The organism is Pseudarthrobacter sp. L19 (assembly GCF_050859435.1).
Lineage (GTDB): Bacteria > Actinomycetota > Actinomycetes > Actinomycetales > Micrococcaceae > Arthrobacter.
On record NZ_CP193935.1, the window covers coordinates 2079820 to 2105231 of the forward strand.

Consider the following 25412-nt stretch of genomic DNA (forward strand, 5'->3'; position numbering starts at 1 on the left):
GGTCCGTTCTTCGCGTCAGCACGGGGCTGGATGTGGGATTCGACGGAATCTACTCTATGCTGTTCACCGGATCCTCCGGGATGCCGGGAGGGCCGGTTCGACGTGGACGTAGTTCATGCGTAGAATGGTTCTCCGGTGTTGAAAACACGATGATGGCGTGCGCCTCAGGGAAACCTGTTCAGTTCGCCGCCGGCACGGTTTTTAATCCATAGGGTAGTGGCGCAATTGGTAGCGCAGCGGTCTCCAAAACCGCAGGTTGCAGGTTCGAGTCCTGTCTGCCCTGCGCAAGCTGTTCCGGAATGCACCGGAACCAGCGCAGCAACCATGGTTCAGTCCGGAGCCGGGTATCCGACATCGCGAGGATGAGTGAGGGTCAGGTGACCGAAACAGCTGCCAGCAGCTCCAAAGGCCGCCCCGCCAAGAAGGCCCCCAAGTCAGGCTTCTTCGCCCGGATCGCACTCTTCTTCCGCCAGGTCATCGGCGAACTGAAGAAGGTCGTCGCGCCCACCCGCAAGGAATTGGTCAACTACACGCTCGTGGTGCTGGTGTTCGTGGTCATCATGATGGTCGTCGTCACCCTGCTGGACCTGGCCTTCGGGACCGGCGTCGGCTGGGTCTTCGGCGGAACGGGTCCCACGGACCGCTAAGGCGACCGTCCGCAGGCCGCGTGCCGCCCCGGGAAATCGGGGCAGTAACGGGGTGTGCGGAATTGAGTCATTTGAAATAGGCATGTTAGGCAATGAGGAAGCAGGAGACCAAGTGTCTGAGCAGGAGCTCGAGGTAACTGAGACTGAGCTGGAGAAGAGCCAGGACGCCGTGGAGGAGTCCGAGGCCCCGGCTGCTGCGCCCGAATTCGACGACGCCGCCGACGCTGACGCGAACGACGCCGTGGACGAGGCTTCCGCCGGCTCCGAGGACGAGGGCGAGGCGGAAGAAGGCGATGCCCTGGCAGCCGCTGCCGCCGCGGCCGAAGCCGACCCCGCCGAGGAGTTCAAGGCCAAGCTGCGCCGCCAGGAAGGTGACTGGTACGTCATCCACTCCTACGCCGGCTACGAGAACCGCGTGAAGGCCAACCTCGAGACCCGCATCCAGACCCTGGACATGGAAGATTACATCTTCGAAATCCAGGTCCCGATGGAAGAAGTCGTCGAGATCAAGAACGCCCAGCGCAAGATCATCAACCGCGTCCGGATCCCCGGCTACGTGCTGGTGCGCATGGACCTGACCGACGCCTCCTGGGGCGCCGTCCGCCACACCCCCGGCGTGACCGGCTTCGTGGGCAACGCCCACAACCCGGTGCCGCTGCGCCTGGACGAGGTCTTCTCCATGCTGGCCCCCGTCTTCGAGGGCGAGCAGGCCGAGAAGGGCAAGCCGGTCAACAAGCAGAACCAGACCCCGGTTGCCGTGGACTTCGAGGTTGGCGAGTCCGTCATCGTCAAGGAGGGCCCGTTCGAGACCCTGCCTGCCACGATCTCGGAGATCAAGCCCGAATCCCAGACCCTGGTCGTCCTCGTCTCCATCTTCGAGCGCGAGACCCCGGTCACCCTGGCGTTCAACCAGGTCAGCAAGATCTAGCACCGATTACAGAATTCGCTCCAGGCTGCCCGCTTTGCGGCCCCGGAGCGGCCGGCCGCCTCGCCATGGCGGCCAACCACCTGAGACACGCTCCTGTGTCCCAGGACGAAATTGAGAGAAGGACCCTACATTGGCTCCCAAGAAGAAGGTCACCGGCCTCATCAAGCTGCAGATCCAGGCAGGTGCCGCTAACCCGGCCCCGCCGATCGGTCCTGCGCTCGGCCAGCACGGTGTCAACATCATGGAATTCTGCAAGGCGTACAACGCTGCAACGGAAGCCCAGCGCGGCAACGTCATCCCGGTTGAAATCACCGTTTACGAGGACCGCTCGTTCACGTTCATCACCAAGACCCCGCCGGCCGCCGAGCTGATCAAGAAGGCTGCAGGCGTCGCCAAGGGTTCGGCTACCCCGCACACCGTCAAGGTTGCCAAGCTGACCCAGGCCCAGGTCAACGAGATCGCCTCCACCAAGATGGAAGACCTCAACGCCACCAGCCTCGAAGGCGCAGCGAAGATCATCGCCGGCACCGCCCGCTCCATGGGTATCACCGTCGAGGGCTAGTCCCCACCCGCTGGGAGAACACCGCCGCGGAACACCGCGAACGGCAGCGACCAGCACCCGTCGGGCAACCGGCACCCCCTAATTATCGAAAGATCGGAACCCCGGACACGCCGTCCGAATATCCGACTGTGGCAGGGCCCAGCGCGGTCCGCAGACCACAACTGCACAAGGAGAAACAGCAGCATGGCAAAGCGCAGCAAAGCATATGAGGCAGCCGCCGCCAAGATCGACGCGGAGAAGTTCTACGCGCCGTTCGAGGCAGTGACCCTCGCCAAGGACACCAACCCGTCCAAGTTCGACGCCACCGTTGAGGTCGCGTTCCGCCTCGGCGTTGATCCCCGTAAGGCCGACCAGATGGTCCGCGGCACGGTCAACCTGCCGCACGGCACCGGTAAGACCGCCCGCGTCCTGGTCTTCGCGACCGGCGACAAGGCCGAGGCCGCGATCGCAGCCGGCGCCGACTTCGTTGGCTCCGACGACCTGATCGAGAAGATCTCCGGCGGCTGGACCGACTTCGACGCCGCCGTCGCCACCCCTGACCTCATGGGCAAGGTTGGCCGTCTGGGTAAGGTCCTGGGTCCGCGTAACCTGATGCCGAACCCGAAGACCGGCACCGTGACCGCTGACGTCACCAAGGCTGTCAACGACATCAAGGGCGGCAAGATCGACTTCCGCGTCGACAAGCACTCGAACCTGCACTTCATCATCGGCAAGGTTTCCTTCGATGCCGTCAAGCTGGCCGAGAACTACGCCGCCGCACTGGAAGAGGTCCTGCGCCTCAAGCCGTCCGCTTCCAAGGGCCGGTACATCCAGAAGGCCACCGTGGCCACCACCTTCGGCCCCGGCATCTCGGTTGACCCGAACGTCACCAAGGTCCTGACCGAAGCGTAAGCTTCCGGACCCCGCGCCCGCGCCGCCTTTCGGCGGCAGGCGCCAGTGAAGACCGTCCCGCACCCGCGGGGCGGTCTTTTCTGCTGTCGGCGCCCCGGCTAGGCTGTGCGGGTGAATCCAGCACCCCACCGCATCGACGAACTGCGCCTGCCCGCCTCGCTCGATGACGACGCCGACGGCGCCACGGAGTTCCGGGAGTTCAATGAACTCTGTGACGCGCTGGCGCTCGAATCGTGGGGCAACCACGACCGGACGACGGCGGCCCGGTCCCGCCTGCGCTTCTGGCAGGAGAGCGGGTACGGCCGGACCCGGCTCTTCGTCGTCCGGTCCGAAGGCCGGATGGTGGCCCGCGCCAGCGTCCGGCTGGGCCTGACGGAAAACCTTGACCGCGCCGGGATCCTGGTCGCGGTGGTGCAGGCCCACACCGGGCGGGGCATCGGACGGGCCCTGCTGGCCCACGCCGAAGCCGCCGCGGCCGCCGAGGACCGGACCGTGTTCCTCGGCTCCACTCAGCACCGTGCGGATTTCGACGTCGACGGCGGCGCCGTGGTCCGTCCCGCCACCGGGACCGGGGCCCTCCCGGCGGGGGCGCGCAGCGTCCGCTTCGCCGCCGCCGCCGGCTACCGGCTCGAACAGGTGGAGCGGTACAGCAGCCTGGACGTGGCGGCATCGGCCCCGGAGTTGGACCGGCTGGAATCCGAGGCGCTGGCGAAGGCCGGCGGCTACGACATCCTCACCTGGACGGACCACTGCCCGGAGGCGCTGTTGCCGCAGCTGGCCATCCTGATGTCCCGGATGAGCTCCGACGCCCCCAGCGGCGGCATCAGCTACGAGGAGGAACACTGGGACGCGGCGCGGGTTCGGCACGTGGAGAAAACCTGGCAGGAAGCCGGGAACACCTCGCTGGTGGCCGCCGCACGGCACCGGGTCACCGGGGACCTCGCCGCCTACTCGGTGCTGGAACTCCCGGCCGGTAAACCCTGGCTGGCCGAGCAGGACGACACCCTCGTCGCCGCCTCGCACCGCGGACACCGCCTGGGCATGCTGGTGAAGATCGCGAACCTCCGCCGCCTCGCCTTGGCCGCCCCCGCCGCCGAACGCGTCACCACCTTCAACGCGGCCGAAAACGGCTACATGCTCGCCATCAACGAGGCGCTGGGCTTCCGGCCCGCGGGGTGGGATGGCGAGTGGCAACGCGTCGCGGGGCCGGACCTGGCGGGGAGTAGCCCGCGCCGCCCGCGGTGCGACGCGCTGCTAAAAATCCCCGTGGCGGGGCATGGAACGCAAGGGGTTTCGGGCATATGCTGACGCTCAAAGCCTGGCACCAGCGGGGCCAGGCTAAGGCGGCAGAATGGCTGGGAACATGACCGCTCAGGCAGGCGATGTACGGATCGAGCAGCTCTGGATCCCGGATTCGTTGGAGGGGAGGACGCGGCGGACTTCATCGCCGCCGTCGAGGTGGGACGCAAGGTCCGGATGGCGACCTGGGGCACCGATGACCTGGCCTATGCTCCGCAGGAGAAACTGCTGGAGATGGCGGATCCGTACGAACGCCAGATCATCCTGGTGGCCAAGGTCGACGGACGGATCGTGGGGACCGTGGACATCGCCCTGCCGCTCGCGGACAATCTGGAACTGGCCGAGTTCACCCTGGACATTCTCCCTGACTTCCAGGGCCGCGGGGTGGGGCGTCAGCTACTCGAAACCGCCGAGCACCTGGCCCGCGACGAGGGCCGGCGGATCATCCTGATCGACACCAACCACCCCGGCGTCACCCTCGCCGACCAGTCGGCCGGCCAGCTGATCCCCGGGGCGGGTCTGGGGTACGTCCCGCTGAACAGCCGCGAGGTGGAGTTCGCCCGGCTCACCGGCTACACGCTGCAGCACATCGAACAGTTCAGCGCCTGCACCCTACCGCTGGACAGCCAGCTGGTGGCGGACCTGCAGGCCGAGGCGGAGGAGGCCAATGCCGGACGATACCGGTTGCACCACTGGACCGACCGGTGCCCCGACCGCTGGCTGGAGGCCGTCGCACTGCTGGAGAACCGGGCGGGCGAGGGCGGCGTGCCGGAGGAGGACGAGGACGCGCTGGTGTTCGACAGCGAACTCCTGCGCGAGACCGAGGACGTCGCCATCGCCCAGGGCCGCCGGACCGTGGTCACCGCCGTCGAGGAGATCGCCAGCGGCGCGCTGGTGGGGCTGACCACCATCAGTGTCCTGGGACAGCGCCCCGACGTCGTCTTCCAGGACGATACCGTGGTCCTGGCCGAACACCGCGGCAACAAACTGGGCCTGCTGATCAAACTGGCCAACATGGAACGGCTTTCGGAACAGTTCCCGGACGCGCGGGTGCTCTACACCTGGAACGCCCCGGAAAACCGCTATCTCCTCACGGTGAACCAGAAGCTCGGTTTCACCACGGCCGGTGTCACCGGGTTGTGGCAGAAGGAGCTTCCGGACCTGCGGCCCAGCACCAGCTGACCCGATTTGGTGGGGCCCGCTCCTATCCCGTACCCTAGAAGAACCAAAGACCGTCGGTTGTTGGAAATCCACTCTCCTGAGCATTGCTCACTTCTGCAGTTGTGTGCGGGGGATTCAAGTTGGTTTCCGGACGAAGGCCCCTCAACGCAGGGCGGCCGGCGCAGGTGAACGAAGCAAAGCTCCGCGGCACGCCGCGTCGAGACAAGCCCCGTGCATCTGCGCGGGGCGTTTTTAGTTTTAGCGATCCTGAGGGGACCCGGACACACCGGCATTTATCCCCGGAAGGAGGGTTATGGCAACGCCTAGCAAGGTTTCAGCAGTAGCTGAGATCACTAACGATTTCAAGGAATCGACCGCCGCTGTCCTGACCGAATACCGTGGGCTCACCGTTGCACAGCTCAAGCAGCTGCGTGTTTCTCTCGGCCAGGAAACCAAGTTCTCGGTCGTCAAGAACACCCTGACCGCCATTGCAGCCAAGGAAGCCGGTGTCGAAGCATTCGACGGCCAGCTTGCCGGCCCCACTGCAATCGCGTTCATCAAGGGTGACGCAGTTGCCGCTGCAAAGAGCCTGACGGATTTTGCCAAGGCCAACAAGCAGCTGGTCATCAAGACCGGTTACTTCGAGGGCAAGGCACTGAACGCCACCGAAGTTGCTGCCCTGGCAGCACTCGAGTCCCGCGAGCTTCAGCTCGCCAAGGTCGCAGGCGTCCTCAAGGCCCCTGCTGCCGCAGCCGCTCGTATCATCGACGCTCTGCGCCTCAAGCTTGAAGAAGAGAACGGTGCCCCGGCAGCAGCCGAAGCACCCGCCGCTGAAGAAGCCCCCGCAGCAGAAGCCGAGGCTCCGGCCGAAGCCGCAGCCGCCGAAGAGAACTAACTCTCTCTCACCCAAGACTCCGGTGTGACGGCACGGCCAAGCCCGCCAAGCACCACTATAGGAAGGACGCCAAACCATGGCGAAGCTCAGCAACGAAGAGCTCATTGAAGCTTTCAAGGAACTGACCATCATCGAGCTCTCCGAGTTCGTCAAGCTCTTCGAAGAGACCTTCGAAGTTACCGCAGCTGCTGTTGCTGTCGCCGGCCCCGCCGGTGGCGGTGCCGCTGAGGAAGCCGAAGAGAAGACTGACTTCGACGTCATCCTCGAGGCTGCTGGCGACAAGAAGATCGCAGTGATCAAGGAAGTTCGCGCCATCACCTCCCTGGGCCTCAAGGAAGCCAAGGACCTGGTTGACAGCGCCCCGAAGGCCGTCCTCGAAGGCGCCAACAAGGAAGCTGCCGAGAAGGCCAAGGAGCAGCTCGAGGCTGCCGGCGCCACCGTTACCGTCAAGTAACGACCGGCTCTTCGGAAGGCTTCACGCCTTTCAGCTCCGGGAAACCCCGTCCACTCCGGTGGGCGGGGTTTCCTGCGTTCCGGGGCAGAAAACATCTGGTAAACGCTCGGAAAATGATCGTCTCCTCTCCTTTTCAGCCGGGAGCCGGCGGCCTAGACTGTGGCATTGTGCCAACCGGCCGCCAACCCCGAGGAGTCCATCCATGACCGATCCGAACCCCCACGTGTCCCGCCGCGCCATGCTCGCGGCAGCCTTCGTCGGAGGCAGCGCCGCGGCGGCCGCCGTCGCCGGAGCCCCGGCCGCACAGGCCGACGCCGGCGGCCAGGGGGCTGCGAAGAAGCAGTTCACCCTGACCGTCCTGGGCACCACCGACCTGCACAATAACGTCTTCAACTGGGACTACTTCAAGAACGCCCCCTACGCGGACACCGCCGGGAACAAGATCGGCATCGCCCAGGCCGCCACCCTCATCAAGGCGGTACGCGCCGAGCGCGGGGCCGCCAATACGCTGACCATCGACTCGGGCGACACCATCCAGGGCACCCCGCTGGCCTACTACTTCGCCAAGGTCAACCCGATCTCCACCGAGGTGAAGCACCCCATGGCGCTGGCCATGAACGCCGTCGGCTACGACGCCGTCGCCCTCGGCAACCACGAATTCAACTACGGCATCCCCCTGCTGCGGACCTGGGAGAAGCAGCTGGACTTCCCGCTCCTGGGCGCCAACGTCCACGACGCCGTCAGCGGAAGCCGCGCGTTCACGCCCTACGTGCTCAAGCGCGTCAAAACCGAGAGCGGCTGGGTCACCGTGGGCCTGGTCGGCTTCGTCACGCCCGGCTGTGCGCTCTGGGACCGCGACAACGTCCACGGCAAGCTGGACTTCAATGGCATCGTCGAGGAAGCCAGGACCGTCATCCCCGAGATGAAGGCCGCAGGCGCCGACGTCGTCATCGTCTCCAGCCACTCGGGCGCCACCCCGGGCTCCTCCTACGGTGACGCCCTCCCGTTCCCGGAGAACGCCTCCACCCAGCTGGCCGAGGAGGTCCCGGGCATCGACGCGATCCTGGTCGGCCACGCCCACCTGGAGATCCCGGAGCGCTTCGTCACCAACAAGGCCACCGGCCGCCAGGTGCTGCTGACCGAGCCGCTCAAATGGGGCATGCGCGTCGCCGTGATTGACCTGCAGCTGAGCAAGGAGCAGGGTCGGTGGAGCGTCGCCGCGGCGCACGCCCACCTTCTGGACGCCAAGACCGTCGACGCCGATCCCGCCGTCGTCGGCGCCGTCCAGGCCGGCCACGACGCCACCGTCAAATACGTCAACCAGGTGATCGGCACGTGCACCGCGCCGCTGAGCACCGCGACGGCCTGCTGGTCCGATTCCGCGGCGATCGACGCCATCAACTACGTCCAGGCCAGCACCATCAAGGCCGAGCTCGCCAACGGCCCCTCCGCCGGCCTCCCGGTGCTCTCCATCGCCGCGGCGTTCTCCCGGTCGGTGGATGTCAAGGCCGGTCCGCTGACCATCCGGGACGTGGCCGGGCTGTACATCTTCGACAACACCCTGCTCTCCATCAAGGTCACCGGCGCGCAGGTCAAGGACTACCTGGAGTGGTCCGCCCAGTACTTCAAGCCGGCCAGCGGTACCAGTGTGCGGGCGGACCAAATCACCAACGCGGCCACCGCACTGGCCCCCAACGGCACCCCGGACTACAACTACGACGTCGTCTACGGCCTGGACGCACCGCTGAACTACGAGATCGACCTCGCCCGGCCGGTGGGGGACCGGATCCGCAACCTCAGCTACGACGGCGTACCCCTGCCCGCGGGCAAGGAGTTCGCCATGGCGATCAACAACTACCGGCAGAGCGGCGGCGGCAACTTCCCGGCGGTCAAGACCGCCCCGGTGCTCTCGAACAGCCAGCAGGAGATCCGGCAGCGGATCATCGACTACGTGGTGGCGCAGGGAACCCTGGACGCCGCGGTCTTCAGCCAGTCGAACTGGCGCCTGACCGTCAACGACCAGCCCCTGACGGTCACCGCCTGACGGTCGCTTCGGCGGTCCGCCCCCGGGCCTAGGGACCACGGACAACGCGGGCCCCGGCGGCCCGCCCCCGACCTGGGGCGGGCCGCCGGGGCCCCTTTCCCGTCTTAACCCGGGCCGGCTACTTCGCCCGGCGCTGCTAGGACATCGGGTCGGTGATGTCCGTGACGACGGCGCCAAGTGCGGCCAGCAGCGCGTCGGCGTCGACGAAGGCGCTGTAGCCGTGCTCCCCGGCCCCCATCGAAATCCGCCGGCCGGCGACCGTGCTGTCCGCGTAGACCGGCCACGCCGTGGTGCTGCCCAGGGGAGTGATGGTGCCGCGTTCGTAGCCGGTGGCGTCGAGGGCGACGTCGGCACTGGGCAGCGAGAGTTTGTTGACCCCGACTGCCTGGCGGAGCTTGGGCCAGGAGATCTGCCGGTCGCCCGGGACCAGTGCAAAGAGGAACGTGCCGTCCTTGTGCTTGACCACCAGCGACTTGACGATGTCAGCGGGGGTGATCCCCAGGATGGCGGCCGCCTCCTCGAGGCTGCGCGCCGCCTGCCGCTCCACCAGCTCCACACTGAGGCCCCGGGCCGCGGCGTCGGCCAGGAACCGCCGGCGCCCGGCGCCGCCGACGGGGCCGTTCCCGGCGCCCAGGCCGGGCGCCGGGACCTCCTCCGGACCGGTCATCAGTCGCGGTACAGCAGCAGGGCCTCGCCCTGTCCGCCGCCGCCGCAGAGGGACACCGCCGCCTTGCCGGAGCCGCGCCGCTTCAGTTCGTGCGCCGCGTGCAGGGCCAGCCGTGCGCCGGAGGCACCGATCGGGTGGCCGAGCGCGATGGCGCCGCCGTGGATGTTGCACTGCTCCAGCGGGTAGTCCAGATCCTTGAGGGACTGCACCGCCACGGAGCCGAACGCCTCATTGATCTCGATGAAGTCCAGGTCCGCGGTCGTCCACCCGGCCCGCTGCAGGGCTTTCTTGATGGCGTTGGAGGGCTGGGAGTGCAGAGAGTTGTCCGGCCCGGCCACCTGGCCCGGCGCGCCCACGACCGCAAGGTACTCCAGGCCGTGCTCCTCGGCGTAGGCCCGGGACGTCAGCACCAGGGCGGCTGCGCCGTCGGAGAGCGGGGAGGAGTTGCCGGCGGTGATCGTGCCGTCGGTGGCGAAGGCGGCGCGGAGCCCGCTGAGGGACGCCACGGAGGTGTCCGGCCGGACCCCTCGTCTGTGCTGACCGTCACCGGTTCACCCTTGCGCTGCTTCACGCTGATCGGCGCGATCTCGCCGTCGAACACGCCGTCCTTGCCGGCGGCGGCGGCCCTCTGGTGCGACGCGGCGGCCACCTCGTCCTGCGCGGTCCGGTCGATGCCAAGGGTGACGTTCTTGCTCTCGGTGGAGAGGCCCATGGACTGGCCGTCGAACGCATCCGTCAGGCCGTCGTGCGCGGCGGCGTCGAGGGCCTGGATGGAGCCGTAGGTCCAGCCCTGGCGGGAGCCCGGCAGCAGGTGCGGCGCGCGGCTCATCGACTCCTGGCCGCCGGCCACCACCACGGTGGCGTCGCCGCTGCGGATCATCCGGGCGGCGTCGATCACGGCCGTCAGGCCGGAGAGGCAGACCTTGTTGATGGTGACGGTGGGGACGTTCCAGCCCACACCGGCGCCGATGGCGCTCTGGCGGGCGGGGTTCTGCCCGGCGCCGGCCTGCAGGACCTGGCCCATGATCACGGCGTCCACCTGGTCGGTGGCGACACCGCTGGCGGCGAGGGCCGCGCGGATGGCGTGGGTGCCGAGCTCGACGGCGGTGAAGCTGGACAGCTGTCCGTTCAGCCGGCCCTGCGGGGTGCGGGCGGCGGCGAGGATGACAACATCGTTGTTGTCCGGCGAGTTGTTCATGATGGTCTTTTCCGATCTCTGGGGATAGCCCAAGGTTATCGTGAGCCCCATCACGGGGCTATCTGGGGAACCTGCCCGGCCGCCCACAGGGCCGCCACACCGGTGGCCGCCCTGCCGCACACCTCTCTTCCAACCCCGCCGCCCGGGGAGGGCCGGTGTTTGCAATCACGGCGCAAGTGGGGTAGACAAGTAGGTTGCTTTGCCGTATCGTAGATATTTGCGTCTTCCCTGTTTACCTTCAGCCTTCATATAGCGGTGGGCTTAGCCTGACAGCTGCTCCATCAATGTGCCGTCTACAACGTGCACCAGCATGGGCAGTATGGGTCCCGGGTCATATAGCGGAACCGGATTGGTAGCACTGCGGAGTCACTCCGCAGACTGCATGACGGGGGAGATCTGAAAACGCCTGAAGGTCTGTGGAAGGATCCCTCTTGGTCGCCTCGAGCACCTCTAATGAAAACAACGCCGCTATTAATGCCGACAGCACCGATGGTGCCACCCGCCGGCTCTCCTTCGCTAAGATTCACGAACCGCTGGATGTTCCGAATCTGCTTGCCCTGCAAACCGACAGCTTTGACTGGCTCGTCGGCAACGAACGCTGGCAGGCACGCGTAGCGAAGGCAGTCGAAGAAGGTGACCTGAGCGTCGCAACGACGTCCGGTCTGTCCGACATCTTCGAAGAGATCTCCCCGATCGAGGACTTCCAGGGCACCATGTCCCTGAGCTTCTCCGAGCCGGAGTTCGCTGACCCCAAGTACACCATGGCCGAGTGCAAGGACCGGGACGCAACGTACTCGGCTCCGCTGTACGTCAAGGCCGAGTTCATGAACAACAACACGGGCGAAATCAAGCAGCAGACCGTGTTCATGGGTGACTTCCCGCTGATGACCGAGAAGGGCACCTTCGTCGTTAACGGCACCGAGCGTGTCGTCGTCTCCCAGCTGGTCCGTTCGCCGGGCGCCTACTTCGAGCGCACCGCCGACAAGACCAGCGACAAGGACATCTTCACCGCGAAGATCATCCCGTCCCGCGGCGCCTGGTTCGAACTCGAGATCGACAAGCGCGACCAGGTCGGCGTCCGCCTCGACCGCAAGCGCAAGCAGTCCGTCACGGTGCTGCTGAAGGCCCTCGGCTGGACCGAAGGCCAGATCCTCGAGGAGTTCGGACAGTACGACTCCATGCGTGCCACGCTGGAGAAGGACGCCACCGAAACCCGCGAAGACGCGTTGCTGGACATCTACCGGAAGCTGCGACCGGGCGAGCCGCCCACCGTCGAGGCTGCCCAGTCGCTGCTGGACAACCTGTACTTCAACTCCAAGCGCTACGATCTGGCCAAGGTTGGCCGCTACAAGATCAACCGCAAGCTGGGCATCGACCGTTCCCTTGGCGACAAGGAAGCCTCGGTCCTGCACGTTGAAGACATCGTCGCCATGATCAAGTTCCTCGTCGCGCTGCACGCCGGCGAGAAGACCATCATGGGCAAGCGCGATGGCCAGGACCACGAGCTGCGCGTCGAGATCGACGACATCGACCACTTCGGCAACCGCCGCATCCGCGCCGTCGGCGAGCTCATCGAGAACCAGGTCCGCACCGGCCTGTCCCGCATGGAGCGCGTTGTCCGCGAGCGGATGACCACCCAGGACGTCGAGGCGATCACGCCGCAGACCCTGATCAACATCCGCCCGGTCGTTGCCGCGATCAAGGAGTTCTTCGGAACCTCCCAGCTCTCGCAGTTCATGGACCAGAACAACCCGCTCTCGGGCCTGACCCACAAGCGCCGCCTGTCCGCGCTGGGCCCCGGCGGTCTGTCCCGTGACCGTGCCGGCATGGAAGTCCGTGACGTGCACCCGTCCCACTACGGACGTATGTGCCCCATCGAAACCCCTGAAGGCCCGAACATTGGTCTGATCGGTTCGCTGGCGTCCTACGGCCGCATCAACCCGTTCGGTTTCATCGAGACCCCGTACCGCCTGGTCAAGGACGGCGTCGTTTCCGACGACGTCCAGTACCTGACCGCCGACGACGAGGCCGAAGTGCTGATCGCCCAGGCCAACGCGCCGCTGGACGAGAACAAGAAGTTCGCCGAGGACACCGTCCTTGTCCGTGCCCGTGGTGGTGGAGGCGAGCCCGTGCTGGTTCCCGCCGCCGACGTCGAGTTCATGGACGTTTCCCCGCGCCAGATGGTGTCCGTGGCTACCGCCCTGATCCCGTTCCTCGAGCATGACGATGCCAACCGTGCACTCATGGGTGCCAACATGCAGCGCCAGGCTGTGCCGCTGGTCCGCTCCGAGGCGCCGTTTGTCGGCACCGGCATGGAGCGCGCCGCCGCCGTCGACGCCGGTGACGTTGTCATCGCGAAGAAGGCCGGTGTGGTCACCGAGGTCTCCGCCGAGCTCGTCATCATGCTCAACGACGACGGCACCGAGACGAACTACCGGATCAACAAGTTCGCCCGCTCCAACCAGGGCAACTGCTACAACCACCGTGTCCTGGTCAACGAAGGCCAGCGCCTCGAGGTCGGCGGCATCATCGCCGACGGCCCGGCAACGGACCAAGGTGAACTCGCCCTCGGTAAGAACCTCCTCGTGGCATTCATGTCCTGGGAAGGCCACAACTTCGAGGACGCCATCATCCTCTCGCAGCGGATCGTTGCCGAGGACGTCCTGTCCTCGATCCACATCGAGGAGCACGAGATCGATGCCCGCGACACCAAGCTTGGTGCCGAGGAAATCACCCGTGACATCCCGAACGTGTCCGAGGAAGTCCTGGCAGGCCTGGACGAGCGCGGCATCATCCACATCGGTGCCGAGGTCGAAGCCGGTGACATCCTGGTCGGCAAGGTCACGCCCAAGGGCGAGACCGAACTGACCCCGGAAGAGCGCCTGCTGCGCGCCATCTTCGGTGAGAAGTCCCGCGAAGTGCGCGACACCTCCCTGAAGGTGCCCCACGGCGAGTCCGGCACCGTCATCGGCGTCCGCGTCTTCGACCGCGACAACGACGACGAGCTGCCCCCGGGCGTGAACCAGCTGGTGCGCGTCTACGTGGCCGCCAAGCGCAAGATCACCGACGGTGACAAGCTCGCCGGCCGTCACGGCAACAAGGGTGTTATCTCCAAGATCCTTCCGATCGAGGACATGCCCTTCCTTGCCGACGGCACCCCCGTCGACATCGTCCTGAACCCGCTGGGTGTTCCGGGCCGTATGAACGTCGGCCAGGTGTTGGAAACGCACCTGGGCTGGGTTGCCAAGACCGGCTGGAAGATCGAAGGCGAGCCCGAGTGGGTCAAGAACCTGCCGAACCTGCCGCGCGAGAGTGGTTCCACCACCGTCGCGACGCCGGTCTTCGACGGTGCCCGCGAAGAGGAAATCACCGGTCTGCTGGACTCCACCAATGTGACCCGCGACGGTGACCGCCTGATCAACTCCTCCGGCAAGACCCGCCTGTTCGACGGCCGCTCCGGCGAGCCGTTCCCGGATCCGATCTCGGTCGGCTACATGTACATCCTGAAGCTCCACCACCTGGTGGACGACAAGATCCACGCGCGCTCCACCGGCCCGTACTCCATGATCACGCAGCAGCCGCTGGGTGGTAAGGCACAGTTCGGCGGCCAGCGCTTCGGTGAGATGGAAGTGTGGGCGCTCGAAGCTTATGGCGCCGCCTACACGCTCCAGGAACTCCTCACGATCAAGTCCGATGACATCCACGGTCGTGTGAAGGTCTACGAAGCGATCGTCAAGGGCGAGAACATCCCCGAGCCGGGCGTTCCTGAGTCCTTCAAGGTCTTGATCAAGGAAATGCAGTCGCTGTGCCTGAACGTGGAAGTTCTTTCCACGGACGGAACCACAATTGAAATGCGTGACTCTGATGACGCAGTCTTCACGGCTGCGGAAGAACTGGGCATCGATCTGTCTCGTGCAGAGCCCAGTTCCGTAGAAGAGGTCTAGCAGGGAGTCCACGACGGCGGGCTTGCCGCCCGCCGTCGTGGACGACCTCCCTCTTCCCGTAACCCAAGACTTCAGAATTTAGAGAACAAGAGAGAACAGGGACCATATGTCCAGCGAATCCTCCTTCGGCCTCATGCAGATCGGCCTCGCCACCGCGGAAGACATCCGCGGCTGGTCTTACGGCGAGGTTAAGAAGCCGGAAACCATCAACTACCGCACGCTCAAGCCCGAGAAGGACGGCCTCTTCTGCGAGAAGATCTTCGGCCCGTCCCGCGACTGGGAGTGCTACTGCGGTAAGTACAAGCGCGTGCGCTTCAAGGGCATCATCTGCGAGCGGTGTGGCGTTGAGGTCACCCGCGCCAAGGTCCGCCGTGAGCGCATGGGCCACATTGAGCTGGCCGCCCCGGTCACGCACATCTGGTACTTCAAGGGTGTTCCGTCCCGTCTGGGCTACCTCCTTGACCTGGCTCCGAAGGACCTCGAAAAGGTCATCTACTTCGCCGCCTACATGATCACCAGCGTCGACACCGATGCCCGCCACGAGGAACTGCCCAACCTGCAGGTTGAGCACGACATCGAGAAGAAGCAGCTGATCGACAACCGCGACGCCGACATCGCCGCGATCGCCCGCGACCTCGAAGGCGAAATCGCACGCCTCGAGGGCGAAGGCGCGAAGGCTGCCGACAAGAAGAAGGCCCGCGACTCCGCCGACCGCCAGATGGCGAACGTGCGCAAGCGTGCCGACGCCGACATCGAGCGCCTCGAGCAGGTCTGGGACCGGTTCAAGAACCTCAAGGTCGCCGACCTCGAAGGTGACGAGGGCCTGTACCGCGAACTGCGTGACCGCTACGGCATGTTCTTCGAGGGCTCCATGGGTGCCGAAGCCATCAAGAAGCGCCTCGAGAGCTTCGACATGCAGGCCGAGTCCGACCTGCTGCGCGACATCATCGCCAACGGCAAGGGCCAGCGCAAGACCCGTGCCCTCAAGCGCCTCAAGGTCGTCAACGCGTTCCTGACCACCAACAACAGCCCCCTGGGCATGGTGCTGGACGCCGTCCCGGTGATCCCGCCGGAACTGCGCCCGATGGTCCAGCTGGACGGTGGCCGCTTCGCGACCTCCGACCTCAACGACCTGTACCGCCGCGTGATCAACCGCAACAACCGCCTCAAGCGGCTTCTGGACCTCGGTGCCCCCGAGATCATCGTCAACAACGAGAAGCGCATGCTTCAGGAAGCCGTCGACAGCCTGTTCGACAACGGCCGCCGCGGCCGTCCGGTCACCGGACCGGGCAACCGCCCGCTGAAGTCCCTGAGCGACATGCTCAAGGGCAAGCAGGGTCGTTTCCGCCAGAACCTCCTCGGCAAGCGCGTCGACTACTCCGGCCGTTCGGTCATCGTCGTCGGCCCGCAGCTGAAGCTGCACCAGTGCGGCCTGCCCAAGCAGATGGCTCTGGAGCTCTTCAAGCCGTTCGTGATGAAGCGCCTGGTTGACCTCAACCACGCCCAGAACATCAAGTCGGCCAAGCGCATGGTCGAGCGTTACCGTCCGCAGGTCTGGGACGTTCTCGAAGAGATCATCACCGAGCACCCGGTGCTGCTGAACCGTGCACCTACCCTGCACCGCCTCGGCATCCAGGCGTTCGAACCGCAGCTCGTCGAAGGCAAGGCCATCCAGCTTCACCCGCTGGTTTGTGGCGCCTTCAACGCCGACTTCGACGGCGACCAGATGGCAGTGCACCTGCCGCTGAGCCCCGAAGCCCAGGCCGAAGCCCGGATCCTGATGCTGTCCTCGAACAACATCCTGAAGCCGTCCGACGGCCGCCCGGTGACCCTGCCGTCGCAGGATATGATCATCGGCCTCTACCACCTGACCACCAAGCGTGTGGGTTCGGCGGGCGAAGGCCGGATCTTCTCCTCGATCTCCGAGGCCATCATGGCGTTCGACCTGCACGAGCTGCACCTGAACTCCAAGATCAAGATCCGTCTTGACGGCTTCGTGCCCTACGCCGGCTGGGAAGCCCCGGAGGGCTGGGAGCAGGGTCAGACCGCACTGGTCGAGACCTCCCTGGGCCAGGTCATCTTCAACCAGACGCTGCCCGCGGACTACCCGTGGGTTGAGGCTGTTGCCGACAAGGGCGAGCTGTCCCGGATCGTCAACGACCTCGCCGAGCGCTACCCGAAGGTCGTCACCGCGGCAACGCTGGACAACCTGAAGGATGCCGGTTTCTACTGGGCCACCCGCTCGGGCGTTACCGTCGCCATCTCCGACATCGAGGTTCCGGCCTCCAAGCCGGAGCTGCTGGCCGGTTACGAGACCATGGCCGCGAAGATCCAGGGCCAGTACGACAAGGGCCTGATCGACGACGACGAGCGTCGCCAGGAACTGATCGAGATCTGGAACAAGGCCACGAACGAGATCGCCCAGGCGATGCGTGACAGCCTGTCGCCGATGAACACCATCAACCGCATGGTGTCCTCCGGTGCCCGTGGTAACTGGATGCAGGTCCGTCAGATCGCGGGTATCCGTGGCCTGGTGGCCAACCCTAAGGGTGAGATCATCCCGCGTCCGATCAAGTCCTCCTACCGCGAGGGCCTGTCGGTGCTGGAATACTTCATCGCCACGCACGGTGCCCGTAAGGGTCTGGCCGATACCGCACTGCGTACCGCCAACTCGGGTTACCTGACCCGTCGTCTGGTGGACGTCTCGCAGGACGTCATCGTCCGTGAAGAGGACTGCGGCACCGAACGCGGCCTCGTCACCCCGATTGCCGTGGCTGACGCCAACGGCGAGCTGGTCCTGGACGAGAACGTGGAGAACAGCGCCTACGCCCGCACCCTGGCCGTGGACGTCGTTGATTCCTCGGGCAAGGTCCTGGCGGCTGCCGGCACCGACTGCGGCGACGTGGTCATCGCTGAGCTGTTCGCGGCCGGCATCACCGAGGTCAAGGTCCGCTCCGTACTCACCTGTGAGTCCAGCGTCGGTACCTGCGCCCTGTGCTACGGCCGTTCGCTGGCCACCGGCAAGACCGTGGACATCGGCGAGGCCGTCGGCATCATCGCCGCACAGTCCATTGGTGAGCCCGGTACCCAGCTGACCATGCGTACGTTCCACACCGGTGGTGCTGTGTCCGCCGGCGGCGGCGACGACATCACCCAGGGTCTGCCCCGTATCCAGGAGCTCTTCGAAGCCCGTACCCCGAAGGGTGTCGCACCGATTGCCGAGGCAGCCGGTCGCATCACCATCGAAGAGTCCGAGCGCCAGATGCGTCTGGTCATCACCCCGGATGACGGTTCCGAAGAAATCGCCTACCCGGTGCTGCGCCGTTCCCGTCTCCTGATCGAAGACGGCGACCACGTCAGCGTCGGCCAGAAGCTGATCAACGGTCCGGTCGACCCCAAGCAGGTTCTGCGCATCATGGGTCCCCGTGCCGCGCAGAAGTTCCTGGTGGACGAGGTCCAGGGCGTGTACCGCAGCCAGGGCATCGGTATCCACGACAAGCACGTCGAGGTTATCGTCCGCCAGATGCTGCGCCGCGTCACGGTCATCGAGTCCGGTGAATCCGACCTGCTGCCCGGCGAGCTCGCCGAGCGCAGCCGGTTCGAGGACGCGAACCGCCGCGTGGTCTCCGAGGGCAAGACGCCGGCCTCCGGCCGTCCCGAGCTCATGGGTATCACCAAGGCCTCCCTGGCCACCGAGTCCTGGCTGTCCGCAGCTTCGTTCCAGGAGACCACCCGCGTCCTGACGCAGGCGGCCATGGAAGGCAAGAGCGATCCGCTGCTGGGCCTCAAGGAGAACGTCATCATCGGTAAGCTGATCCCGGCCGGCACGGGTCTCCCGCGCTACACCGAGGTCACGGTCGAACCGACCGAGGAAGCGAAGGCCAACCTCTTCACCGGCCCGAGCGCGTTCAGTGACTTCTCCTACGATTCCCTGGGCGGCGACGGAGCTCCTGAGTTCCACGCCATCCCGCTGGATGACTACGACCTGGGCAGCGACTTCCGCTAACCTGCCGGGCGGTCCGCCGCCCCGGTAACAGGTCTCTGGAACGGTCCTCCACCTCACGGTGGGGGACCGTTCCCTTTAAGCGCCTTACGCCGTCTTCCGATGGTCCGAGGGGCCCGGTTTCCGCGCCGATTAAGGGCTGGGGACCGCCCGTGGTAGACTGGAGACTAATTGTTATTGTGGCAGTGGATGAGTGCGCCGGTTCAGGAAACAGCTTCAGGCTGAGGATGAACCGAGACGACGTTTCCGGTTTGCAGGGTTCTTGTGCAACGTATGCCACATTTTCGCATGCCTAGGGGCAGTTCCGGACGTGAGTCCGCCGGCCCCGGTGTGCGGTCCGACTATTAAGGCTTCGCCTCAGCTGCTCTGGAGATCACTTCAAAGCTCGAGCGGCGGGGCGCAGCGACAAGAGAGCGGCCGCCAACGGCCGTTCCGGATAAAACGGAGAACACGAGAGTGCCTACGATTAACCAGCTGGTCCGCAAGGGCCGCACGCCTAAGGTCTCGAAGACCAAGGCTCCCGCGCTTAAGGGCAGCCCGATGCGCCGCGGTGTTTGCACCCGCGTCTACACGACCACCCCGAAGAAGCCGAACTCGGCTCTGCGTAAGGTTGCCCGTGTGCGCCTCAACGGTGGCGTTGAAGTCACCGCTTACATCCCCGGTGTTGGCCACAACCTGCAGGAGCACTCCATTGTGCTCGTCCGCGGCGGCCGTGTGAAGGACCTCCCGGGTGTCCGCTACAAGATCGTCCGTGGCGCCCTCGATACCCAGGGCGTGAAGAACCGTAAGCAGGCCCGCAGCCGCTACGGCGCAAAGATGGAGAAGAAGTAATATGCCTCGCAAGGGTCCGGCCCCCAAGCGGCCGCTAGTACTAGATCCCGTTTACGGCTCCCCGCTGGTCACTCAGCTGATCAACAAGGTGCTGGTTGACGGCAAGAAGTCCACCGCAGAGCGCATCGTTTACGGTGCCCTCGAAGGCGCCCGCGCCAAGTCCGGCGGCGACCCCGTTGCAGCCCTCAAGAAGGCCATGGACAACGTCAAGCCTTCCCTCGAGGTCCGCTCCCGCCGTGTCGGTGGCGCAACCTACCAGGTCCCCGTTGAGGTCAAGCCGGGCCGTTCCACGGCCCTGGCCCTCCGCTGGCTGGTCGGTTACTCCAAGGCCCGCCGCGAGAAGACGATGACCGAGCGCCTCCAGAACGAAATCCTGGATGCCTCGAACGGTCTCGGAGCCGCTGTAAAGCGTCGCGAAGACACCCACAAGATGGCCGAGTCCAACAAGGCCTTCGCACACTACCGCTGGTAATACTTCCCGGACGCCGCCGGCTCAACCGGGCCGGCGGCGAACGTGCAGTCCATCCGAAAGGGAGACACCGTGGCACAGGACGTGCTTACCGACCTTAGCAAGGTCCGCAACATCGGCATCATGGCCCACATTGATGCCGGCAAGACCACTACTACCGAGCGCATCCTGTTCTACACGGGTGTGAACCACAAGATCGGCGAGACCCACGACGGCGCGTCGACCACCGACTGGATGGAACAGGAAAAGGAACGCGGCATCACCATCACGTCTGCCGCCGTGACCTGCTTCTGGGAAAACAACCAGATCAACATCATCGACACCCCCGGCCACGTGGACTTCACGGTTGAGGTTGAGCGCTCCCTGCGCGTCCTCGACGGTGCCGTCGCCGTGTTCGATGGCAAGGAAGGCGTGGAGCCGCAGTCCGAGACTGTCTGGCGCCAGGCTGACAAGTACAACGTTCCGCGTATCTGCTTCGTCAACAAGATGGACAAGCTGGGCGCTGACTTCTACTTCACCGTTGACACCATCGTCAGCCGCCTCGGCGCCAAGCCGCTGGTCATGCAGCTGCCGATCGGTGCCGAGAACGACTTCATCGGCGTCGTGGACCTGCTCTACATGCGCTCCCTGGTGTGGCCCGGCGATGCCAAGGGCGACGTGACCATGGGTGCCAAGTACGAGATCCAGGAGATCCCGGCTGACCTCAAGGAAAAGGCCGAGGAGTACCGCAACGCCCTCGTTGAGACCGTTGCCGAGTCCTCCGAAGAGCTCATGGAGAAGTACCTCGAGGGCGAAGAAATCACCATCGACGAGCTCAAGGCCGGCATCCGCAAGATGACGATCAACTCCGAGCTCTACCCGGTCTTCTGTGGCTCCGCGTTCAAGAACCGCGGCGTCCAGCCGATGCTCGACGCCGTCGTGGACTACCTGCCGAACCCGCTTGACGTCCCGCCGATGGTCGGTCACGACCCGCGCGACGAGGAGAAGGAACTGACCCGTAAGCCTTCCGCTGACGAGCCGTTCTCCGCTCTGGCGTTCAAGATCGCCGCACACCCCTTCTTCGGTCAGCTGACCTTCATCCGCGTGTACTCCGGTCACGTTGAGGCCGGCGCCCAGGTGGTCAACTCCACCAAGGGCAAGAAGGAGCGCATCGGCAAGCTGTTCCAGATGCACGCCAACAAGGAAATGCCGGTTGACGGCGCTACCGCTGGCCACATCTATGCAGCGATCGGCCTGAAGGACACCACCACGGGCGACACCCTGTGCGACGCGTCCAACCAGATCGTCCTCGAGTCCATGAGCTTCCCGGAGCCCGTGATCTCGGTTGCCATCGAGCCGAACACCAAGGGTGACCAGGAGAAGCTCTCCACGGCCATCCAGAAGCTCTCCGCTGAGGACCCGACCTTCCAGGTCTCCCTCAACGAAGACACCGGCCAGACCATCATCGCCGGCATGGGCGAGCTCCACCTGGACATCCTGGTGGACCGCATGCGCCGCGAATTCAAGGTCGAGGCAAACGTGGGCAAGCCCCAGGTCGCCTACCGCGAAACCATCAAGCGTGCTGTGGAGCGTCACGACTACACGCACAAGAAGCAGACCGGTGGTTCGGGCCAGTTCGCAAAGATCCAGATCGCGATCGAGCCGCTGGACACCGCCGAGGGCGAGATGTACGAGTTCGAGAACAAGGTCACCGGTGGCCGCGTTCCGCGCGAATACATTCCTTCGGTTGACGCCGGTATCCAGGATGCACTGAACGACGGCGTCCTGGCCGAGTTACCCGGTTGTCGGCATCAAGGCCACGCTGATTGACGGCGCTTACCACGATGTTGACTCCTCGGAAATGGCGTTCAAGATCGCCGGCCGGATGGCTTTCAAGGAAGCCGCCCGCAAGGCGAACCCTGTCCTGCTTGAACCGCTGATGGATGTCGAGGTCCGCACCCCTGAGGAATACATGGGTGAAGTTATCGGTGACCTCAACTCCCGCCGTGGCCAGATGCAGTCCATGGAGGATGCCCAGGGCGTCAAGGTCATTCGCGCACACGTTCCGCTGTCCGGCATGTTCGGCTACATCGGTGACCTGCGTTCGAAGACCCAGGGCCGCGCTGTGTACTCCATGACGTTCAACAGCTACGCGGAGGTCCCGAAGGCAGTTGCCGACGAGATCATCCAGAAGAGCCGCGGCGAGTAGTCTCCGGACTGCACGCAGCTGCGACAAAAACTCGGGTGCGTTTCCTCCAGGGGAGATTCACCTTGTGCCGGCGGCCGGACCCGGTCCGGCCGCCAGCACGAACAGGCTCGAGGCACTAGTATTAGTTCCTGAATCTGCAATTTCACCAATCCAAAGCCCCCAAGTAGACTTACTGGAGTTTCGGCCGCGACAAGCGCGGGCGAAGGGTAAGTCATTTGAAAACGTTCTAGGAGGAACCTGTGGCAAAGGCAAAGTTCGAGCGGACTAAGCCGCACGTTAACATCGGTACCATTGGTCACGTTGACCACGGTAAGACGACGCTGACGGCCGCCATTTCCAAGGTGCTGTACGACAAGTACCCGACTCTCAACGAGAAGCGTGACTTCGCCTCGATTGACTCTGCTCCCGAAGAGCGTCAGCGCGGCATTACCATCAACATCTCCCACGTTGAGTACCAGACCGAGAAGCGTCACTACGCACACGTTGACGCCCCCGGTCACGCTGACTACATCAAGAACATGATCACCGGTGCTGCCCAGATGGACGGCGCAATCCTCGTGGTTGCCGCTACCGACGGCCCGATGGCTCAGACCCGCGAGCACGTTCTGCTCGCCCGCCAGGTTGGTGTTCCCTACCTGCTGGTCGCCCTGAACAAGGCTGACATGGTTGACGACGAAGAGCTCCTCGACCTCGTCGAAATGGAAGTTCGTGAGCTCCTGAGCTCGCAGGGCTTCGATGGCGACAACGCCCCGGTCGTTCGCGTTTCCGGCCTCAAGGCTCTGGAAGGCGACCCGGAGTGGGTCAAGTCCGTTGAGGACCTGATGGCAGCCGTCGACGAGTCCGTTCCGGACCCGGTTCGTGACCGCGACAAGCCGTTCCTGATGCCGATCGAAGACGTCTTCACCATCACCGGCCGTGGCACCGTTGTTACGGGCCGCGCCGAGCGTGGCACCCTCGCCATCAACTCCGAGGTCGAGATCGTCGGCATCCGCCCGGTCCAGAAGACCACGGTTACCGGTATCGAGATGTTCCACAAGCAGCTCGACGAAGCATGGGCCGGCGAGAACTGTGGCCTGCTGCTCCGTGGCCTCAAGCGCGACGATGTCGAGCGTGGCCAGGTTGTCGTCAAGCCGGGTTCCATCACCCCGCACACCGACTTCGAGGCCAACGTCTACATCCTCTCCAAGGACGAAGGCGGACGCCACAACCCGTTCTACTCGAACTACCGCCCGCAGTTCTACTTCCGTACGACGGACGTTACCGGCGTCATCACCCTGCCGGAAGGCACGGAAATGGTTATGCCCGGCGACAACACTGAGATGACCGTTGCGCTCATCCAGCCGATCGCAATGGAAGAGGGCCTCGGCTTCGCTATCCGTGAAGGCGGCCGCACCGTTGGTTCGGGACGTGTCACCAAGATCATCAAGTAATTTGATGGCCTAGCACGATCGGAACGGCTCCCCGGAGCCGCCACGATCACAACAGCCCCGCTGCACTGCAGCGGGGCTGTTTGCTTTAAGAGAGGCCGCGCGCTGTCAGGTACCCCGGCGGCGGGCCTGGCTGAGCGCGCGGTACCAGTAGTAGGATTCCTTGGGCGTCCGCTCCAGGGTCTCGAAGTCCACGTGGACCAGGCCGAAGCGCTGCGAATAGCCGGCGGCCCATTCGAAGTTGTCCATCAGCGTCCAGACGTAGTATCCGAGGAGCTCGACGTCGTGGGCGATGCCGCCGGGAGCGGTCGCCGCCAGTGCCTGGCCCAGGTGGCCCTCGAGATAGGCGATGCGGCTCGGGTCGGGCAGTGTCCCGTCGACATGGTCCGGCTCCGGGAAGCTGGCGCCGCTCTCGGTGATGAAGAGCGGCGGGAGCGCGGCGCCGTACCGGTCCTTGAGCCCGCGCAGCAGGGTGCCCAGGTGCTCAGGCGCCACCGGCCAGCCGAAGCCGGTGGTTGGGTACTCGGGGAAAGCGGCCAGGTGGAACGGCAGCCGTGCCATCGCTTCCGTGGTCCCGGCGGGACTCTCCGCCGGACCCCGCCCGGCGGCGGCGCGCACGGGGTAGTAGTAGTTCAGCCCGTAAAAATCCAGCGGCTGGTGGATGGTGTCCAGATCCGCGTCGGACACCCGGGACAGGTGGCGGAACCAGGGCCGGGCCGCCAGCGGAGGCGTAGGGTACCGGCCCAGCAGGATCGGGTCGGCGTAGATCCGGTTGAGGGCGAGATCGAAGACCGTGGCCATCAGCCGGTCCAGGAACGAGCCGCTGGCCGGATGCACGGGTGAGTGCAGGTTGGTGACGCCCACCGCCCCGGGGATGCCGGCGGCGCGGAGGGCCTGCACCGCCAGGCCGTGCGCCAGCAGCTGGTGGTGGACGGAGGGCAGGGCATTGAACAGCAGGTCGCGGCCGGGGGCGTGCACGCCGAGGGCATAGCCGTTCAGGGTCACCGAGGCCGGTTCGTTCAGCGTCACCCAGTGGGAGACGCGGTCGCCAAACCGGTCGGCCGCCGCGGCGGCGTACTCGCCGAAGCGCAGGGCGGTATCCCGGTTCATCCAGCCGCCGCGGTGCTCCAGGGGCAGGGGAGTGTCCCAGTGGTAGAGGGTGGCCATGGGGGTGATGCCGGCGGCCAGCAGCCGGTCGATCAGCCGGTCATAGAAGTCCAGGCCGGCCGGATTGACCGGGCCTGTCCCGTCCGGCTGGATCCGCGGCCAGGAGAGCGAGAAGCGGTAGGAGTCGACACCGAGATCCCGCATGAGGTCCACGTCCCCGTCCATGCGGTGGTAGTGGTCGCACGCGACCGCGGGGAGTGGCCGTCCTGGATGGTCCCGGGCTTCTCGGCGAAGGCATCCCAGCCGGAGGGGCCGCGGCCGCCGGCGGACAATGCACCCTCGATCTGGAAGGCCGCGGAGGCCACACCCAGGAGGAAGCCTCCGGGGAGGCGTTCGGCGAGGTCGCGGACGGCGGCGGAGTCCTGCACGGTCATCACCACATCCTCGTCCGCGCGGGCGCCGAAGGCAACGGATCGGCGGCCGAAAATCCCGCCAATTGGCGTCTGCCTGATATTTCCGGCATACTAGATGAGTTGTTCAAGCGCTCTTTCGCGTCCCGATCCGGATAATGCCGGGTGTCAGGGTCCAGGTAAGAGCCCAAACATAACCCACTCTCCAAGGATTTGCGGACGAGTACGCGTGCACAGCGCGACACGCCCGACCGCGGGGGTCGGTTACGCCGGCAGGTTGAGGAACC

At 65.4% G+C, this 25412-nt stretch carries 15 protein-coding genes, 1 tRNA gene and 4 pseudogenes; 17 read left to right on the forward strand and 3 right to left on the reverse strand.

The genetic code is table 11. The features are described from left to right. Nucleotides 1-210 precede the first annotated feature (210 nt). From ACRQ5B_RS09890 to ACRQ5B_RS09935, 10 genes and pseudogenes are all read left to right on the forward strand, one after another. Nucleotides 211-283 (forward strand) — tRNA-Trp (locus tag ACRQ5B_RS09890). A gap of 79 nt (nucleotides 284-362) precedes the next feature. After that, nucleotides 363-647: a preprotein translocase subunit SecE gene (gene secE, locus ACRQ5B_RS09895; protein WP_432393576.1), complete on the forward strand. Its 285-nt coding sequence runs from the start codon at nucleotides 363-365 to the stop codon at nucleotides 645-647. Nucleotides 648-759: 112 nt separating this feature from the next. Beyond that, nucleotides 760-1575: a transcription termination/antitermination protein NusG gene (gene nusG / locus ACRQ5B_RS09900; protein WP_412883770.1), complete on the forward strand. Its 816-nt coding sequence runs from the start codon at nucleotides 760-762 to the stop codon at nucleotides 1573-1575. A gap of 130 nt (nucleotides 1576-1705) precedes the next feature. After that, nucleotides 1706-2137: a 50S ribosomal protein L11 gene (gene rplK, locus ACRQ5B_RS09905; RefSeq protein ID WP_003803853.1), complete on the forward strand. Its 432-nt coding sequence runs from the start codon at nucleotides 1706-1708 to the stop codon at nucleotides 2135-2137. Between the two features lie 183 nt (nucleotides 2138-2320). Then, entirely contained in the window at nucleotides 2321-3028 is a 708-nt protein-coding gene (gene rplA, locus ACRQ5B_RS09910) for a 50S ribosomal protein L1 (protein WP_290255946.1), read from the forward strand. Nucleotides 3029-3139: 111 nt separating this feature from the next. Next, nucleotides 3140-4336, forward strand: a complete 1197-nt coding sequence (locus ACRQ5B_RS09915) for a GNAT family N-acetyltransferase (RefSeq protein WP_432393580.1) — start codon at nucleotides 3140-3142, stop codon at nucleotides 4334-4336. Between the two features lie 55 nt (nucleotides 4337-4391). Then, nucleotides 4392-5509, forward strand: a pseudogene (locus tag ACRQ5B_RS09920) (GNAT family N-acetyltransferase). A gap of 292 nt (nucleotides 5510-5801) precedes the next feature. After that, complete coding sequence (gene rplJ / locus ACRQ5B_RS09925) at nucleotides 5802-6383, forward strand: 50S ribosomal protein L10 (RefSeq protein WP_412883767.1); 582 nt, start codon at nucleotides 5802-5804, stop codon at nucleotides 6381-6383. 76 nt (nucleotides 6384-6459) lie between these two features. Then, entirely contained in the window at nucleotides 6460-6837 is a 378-nt protein-coding gene (rplL, locus tag ACRQ5B_RS09930) for a 50S ribosomal protein L7/L12 (RefSeq protein ID WP_290255942.1), read from the forward strand. Between the two features lie 202 nt (nucleotides 6838-7039). Beyond that, nucleotides 7040-8881, forward strand: a complete 1842-nt coding sequence (locus ACRQ5B_RS09935; protein ID WP_432393582.1) for a bifunctional metallophosphatase/5'-nucleotidase — start codon at nucleotides 7040-7042, stop codon at nucleotides 8879-8881. A gap of 136 nt (nucleotides 8882-9017) precedes the next feature. Here ACRQ5B_RS09935 and ACRQ5B_RS09940 read toward each other — a convergent pair whose 3' ends face one another. Both ACRQ5B_RS09940 and ACRQ5B_RS09945 read right to left on the reverse strand, forming a co-directional pair. Further along, nucleotides 9018-9548 carry an aminoacyl-tRNA deacylase gene (locus ACRQ5B_RS09940; RefSeq protein WP_412883765.1) on the reverse strand — a complete coding sequence of 177 codons (531 nt, stop codon included), beginning with the start codon at nucleotides 9546-9548 and terminating at the stop codon, nucleotides 9018-9020. Then, nucleotides 9548-10746: pseudogene (locus ACRQ5B_RS09945) on the reverse strand (acetyl-CoA C-acetyltransferase). The gene ACRQ5B_RS09940 and the pseudogene ACRQ5B_RS09945 overlap by 1 nt, the downstream one beginning before the upstream one ends. 431 nt (nucleotides 10747-11177) lie before the next feature. Between ACRQ5B_RS09945 and rpoB the strand changes: the two are divergent. The 6 genes and pseudogenes from rpoB (at nucleotide 11178) to tuf (ending at nucleotide 23611) form a co-directional block, all read left to right on the forward strand. Then, nucleotides 11178-14690, forward strand: a complete 3513-nt coding sequence (gene rpoB, locus ACRQ5B_RS09950) for a DNA-directed RNA polymerase subunit beta (RefSeq protein ID WP_412883763.1) — start codon at nucleotides 11178-11180, stop codon at nucleotides 14688-14690. Nucleotides 14691-14796: 106 nt separating this feature from the next. After that, complete coding sequence (locus ACRQ5B_RS09955) at nucleotides 14797-18696, forward strand: DNA-directed RNA polymerase subunit beta' (protein ID WP_290255937.1); 3900 nt, start codon at nucleotides 14797-14799, stop codon at nucleotides 18694-18696. A 453-nt stretch (nucleotides 18697-19149) separates the two neighbouring features. Next, entirely contained in the window at nucleotides 19150-19524 is a 375-nt protein-coding gene (gene rpsL / locus ACRQ5B_RS09960; RefSeq protein WP_009358312.1) for a 30S ribosomal protein S12, read from the forward strand. A gap of 1 nt (nucleotide 19525) precedes the next feature. Then, nucleotides 19526-19996 carry a 30S ribosomal protein S7 gene (gene rpsG, locus ACRQ5B_RS09965; RefSeq protein WP_026531948.1) on the forward strand — a complete coding sequence of 157 codons (471 nt, stop codon included), beginning with the start codon at nucleotides 19526-19528 and terminating at the stop codon, nucleotides 19994-19996. Between the two features lie 69 nt (nucleotides 19997-20065). Beyond that, nucleotides 20066-22181 (forward strand): annotated as a pseudogene (gene fusA / locus ACRQ5B_RS09970) (elongation factor G). A gap of 239 nt (nucleotides 22182-22420) precedes the next feature. Continuing rightward, nucleotides 22421-23611: an elongation factor Tu gene (gene tuf, locus ACRQ5B_RS09975; protein ID WP_018760460.1), complete on the forward strand. Its 1191-nt coding sequence runs from the start codon at nucleotides 22421-22423 to the stop codon at nucleotides 23609-23611. A gap of 105 nt (nucleotides 23612-23716) precedes the next feature. Here tuf and ACRQ5B_RS09980 read toward each other — a convergent pair. Beyond that, nucleotides 23717-25086 (reverse strand): annotated as a pseudogene (locus ACRQ5B_RS09980) (GH1 family beta-glucosidase). Between ACRQ5B_RS09980 and ACRQ5B_RS09985 the strand changes: the two are divergent. Next, the gene (locus tag ACRQ5B_RS09985; protein ID WP_432398803.1) at nucleotides 24973-25284 is read left to right on the forward strand and encodes a hypothetical protein; all 312 of its coding nucleotides are present in this window, start codon (nucleotides 24973-24975) and stop codon (nucleotides 25282-25284) included. The pseudogene ACRQ5B_RS09980 and the gene ACRQ5B_RS09985 overlap by 114 nt on opposite strands. The last annotated feature ends 128 nt before the right edge of the window (nucleotides 25285-25412 follow it).

Coding starts and splice junctions, on each gene's coding strand:
- secE (WP_432393576.1), top strand. CDS start 363: ATGAGTGAGGGTCAGGTGACCGAAACAGCTGCCAGCAGCTCCAAAGGC.
- rplA (WP_290255946.1), top strand. CDS start 2,321: ATGGCAAAGCGCAGCAAAGCATATGAGGCAGCCGCCGCCAAGATCGAC.
- rplJ (WP_412883767.1), top strand. CDS start 5,802: ATGGCAACGCCTAGCAAGGTTTCAGCAGTAGCTGAGATCACTAACGAT.
- rplL (WP_290255942.1), top strand. CDS start 6,460: ATGGCGAAGCTCAGCAACGAAGAGCTCATTGAAGCTTTCAAGGAACTG.
- ACRQ5B_RS09935 (WP_432393582.1), top strand. CDS start 7,040: ATGACCGATCCGAACCCCCACGTGTCCCGCCGCGCCATGCTCGCGGCA.
- ACRQ5B_RS09940 (WP_412883765.1), bottom strand. CDS start 9,548: ATGACCGGTCCGGAGGAGGTCCCGGCGCCCGGCCTGGGCGCCGGGAAC.
- ACRQ5B_RS09955 (WP_290255937.1), top strand. CDS start 14,797: ATGTCCAGCGAATCCTCCTTCGGCCTCATGCAGATCGGCCTCGCCACC.
- rpsG (WP_026531948.1), top strand. CDS start 19,526: ATGCCTCGCAAGGGTCCGGCCCCCAAGCGGCCGCTAGTACTAGATCCC.